The organism is Exiguobacterium sp. UBA6309 (genome assembly GCF_002439205.1).
Lineage (GTDB): Bacteria > Bacillota > Bacilli > Exiguobacteriales > Exiguobacteriaceae > Exiguobacterium_A.
Window position 1 is genome coordinate 1 of the sequence record NZ_DJTL01000024.1, and the last position, 2911, is coordinate 2911.

Consider the following 2911-nt stretch of genomic DNA (forward strand, 5'->3'; position numbering starts at 1 on the left):
AAGCGGGTCTTATTTGTCTCTGTCAGCGCAAAGATGCGCTTTTCCCTGTAGGAGTTGCGTGAAACGCGTCATTCTTTTTGTTACAAGATAGGGGTGGCAGATTATCATTCTGCCACCCCTATCTTTGTAGAGACTGACTGTTGAGTCAGCCCCTTTCCTATTCACTGACTCGTCATCAATTTCCCCAAATTGATGTTACGTATTCCGGATGATCGATGAATGGATTCCGGTTTTTTTGCCACTTCTCGAAGATGACATCGTTGCGACGTTTCTCGAAGCTATCAACTGGGTCAAGCTTATTCCATGCTTTCAGCGTCGACAATTTGCCGTGTAACGGGTTCGTACCATTATTGACGTTTTCTGAAGCTTCGAGATCGATTTCTCCGCCACCTTCATAACGAACCGCCATGTAGAAGATCATCCGCGCGATATCACCTTTGACACGGTTCGGTGGTTCCCACGAATCACTATCGCGGTAGCAATCACACCCACTGTACTTCGTACCACCATTGTCGAAGTCAAGATTCCCACGTGCGCTGTTGACGACGACATCTTCCGGACGCAAGTGATGCAAGTCTGTTCCAGGACCGTTCGTCGTACCAAAGTCACCGTGTGACTTTGCCCAAACATGTTCACGATTCCATTGACCGACATTCCCACCATTACTGCTCTTTGAAATCGATTTCCCCGTGTATAACTCGATGACGTTATTCGCATTGTTTGGATCTTGATCCGTTTCTTTCAGTGCTGTCCATACCGTGTCGTATGACACTTGTGTATGATTATCGATGATATCGTGCAGCGATGCCTTCAACGCTGCCCCTGTCTTGCCCGCTGCTGGTAAATAGTATGCATCGATCGTCGATTGTGATGTAACCATCTGCGGACCTGCTGAAACTTGTTTTGGATCAACTGTTTTTGCTGTGACCGGTGTAAAGACGATTGACCCGAGTGCAAGTGTTGCGGCAAGCGCACCTGTGACCTTTGACTTCCAGTTCATGTGTGTTCCCCCTTAAATGGTATGTATGAGAGCGGGTGTTACACGCTCATTTTCACACCGAATCCATTCCTGGTGGAAGATGGACGATAGACCTGCTTTTTTGTAGATGAGTCGTCGTTCAGAATATTCATTGAAAGGCAACGGTTAGATGGTCCTGATTTTTTTCATTCATGACGTCAATCCCATCGAAATAGTACTTCAGAAGAAATATTCTAGGGTCAAAAGTCACGAACAAAAGAGACTTACAAATAAGAATCCGGGATGATATTCCTCCTGTCTGAAGCTTTCCTATAATAAATAATGCAAGCGATTTCACAAATCATAAGGAGGTCTTTACGTGAAACAAAAAAGATGGATTTTAGCAACCGTCGCATCCGCTGCTTTTTTAGCGCCACTTGCGCAACCGATTGCAGTCGGTGCAACAGCTGACAATGGTACGATGATGCAGTATTTCGAATGGTATGTGCCAAATGACGGTAACCACTGGAACCGTCTCGGGAGTGATGCAACAAAGCTCGATCAGCTCGGAATCACATCGGTCTGGATTCCCCCTGCTTACAAAGGTACCTCGCAAAATGATGTCGGATACGGCGCCTATGATTTGTACGATTTAGGTGAGTTCAACCAAAAAGGAACGGTCCGTACGAAATACGGCACAAAGGCGCAATTAAAAACGGCGATCGGACAATTGCATACCGCCGGAATCGATGTCTATGGCGATGTCGTCATGAACCATAAAGGTGGCGCCGATTTCACGGAAGCCGTCACGGCAGTCGAAGTCAATCCGGGTAACCGTAATCAAGAAGTCTCTGGCGATTATCAAATCCAGGCATGGACGGGCTTCAATTTTGCAGCGCGAAATAACCTCTACTCGAACTTCAAGTGGAAATGGTACCACTTCGACGGCACGGACTGGGATCAATCGCGTTCAAAAAGCGCCATCTACAAGTTCCGCGGTACTGGTAAAGCGTGGGATACGGATGTCTCAGGTGAAAATGGCAACTACGATTACTTGATGTATGCGGATCTCGACTTCGATCATCCAGAAGTCCAGCAAGAAATGAAGAACTGGGGTAAATGGTACGTCAACGAACTTGGTCTTGATGGGTTCCGTCTCGATGCCGTCAAGCATATCAAACACGGTTACTTAGCGGACTGGCTCGCGAACGTTCGTCAGACGACGGGCAAACCATTGTTTACAGTCGCAGAGTACTGGCAGAACGATCTCGGCACGTTGCAAAACTACTTAAGTCGGACGAATTATCAACAATCCGTCTTTGATGCACCGCTTCATTATAAGTTCGAACAGGCAAGTAAAGGCGGCGGGTACTATGACATGCGGACGATCTTTGACGGTACTCTCGTCAAGAGCAATCCAGCCCAAGCCGTCACACTCGTAGAGAACCATGATTCGCAGCCTGGACAATCGCTTGAATCAACGGTTCAGTCATGGTTCAAACCACTTGCTTACGCGATGATTCTGACACGTGAACAAGGCTATCCGTCGGTCTTCTATGGTGACTACTATGGTACAAAGGGTACGTCGAATCGCGAAATTCCAGCACTCGCTTCGAAAATTGATCCGTTACTTAAAGCACGGAAGGACTTCGCATTCGGGAAACAAAATGATTACCTCGATAACCAAGACATCATCGGTTGGACACGTGAAGGTGTCTCAGACCGTGCGAAATCAGGTCTTGCGACGATTCTGTCAGATGGTCCTGGCGGTAGCAAGTGGATGTACGTCGGGCTTCAGAACAAAGGAGAAGTTTGGACAGACATCACTGGAAACAACACGAAGTCGGTCACGATCAATCAAGATGGCTACGGTCAATTCTTCGTCAATGGTGGTTCAGTCTCCGTCTATCGTCAACAATAAGCAATCAAAAGAGGCTGACTCAAAAAAAGAAT

General features: G+C 47.1%; 2 protein-coding genes. One reads left to right on the forward strand and one right to left on the reverse strand.

The window, feature by feature from the left end; genetic code table 11:
• Nucleotides 1-175 precede the first annotated feature (175 nt).
• Nucleotides 176-1000 carry an endonuclease I family protein gene (locus tag B3M90_RS06545; protein ID WP_215084650.1) on the reverse strand — a complete coding sequence of 275 codons (825 nt, stop codon included), beginning with the start codon at nucleotides 998-1000 and terminating at the stop codon, nucleotides 176-178.
• A gap of 337 nt (nucleotides 1001-1337) precedes the next feature.
• On the opposite strand from B3M90_RS06545, the gene amyS reads away from it, so the two are divergent.
• Nucleotides 1338-2879 (forward strand): alpha-amylase, encoded by a 1542-nt coding sequence (gene amyS, locus B3M90_RS06550; protein ID WP_290755385.1) that lies wholly within the window; start codon nucleotides 1338-1340, stop codon nucleotides 2877-2879.
• Nucleotides 2880-2911: the final 32 nt, after the last annotated feature.

Bases quoted from the DNA above. Each gene is read 5' to 3' on its own strand.
- B3M90_RS06545 (WP_215084650.1), bottom strand. From the start codon at position 1,000: ATGAACTGGAAGTCAAAGGTCACAGGTGCGCTTGCCGCAACACTTGCA.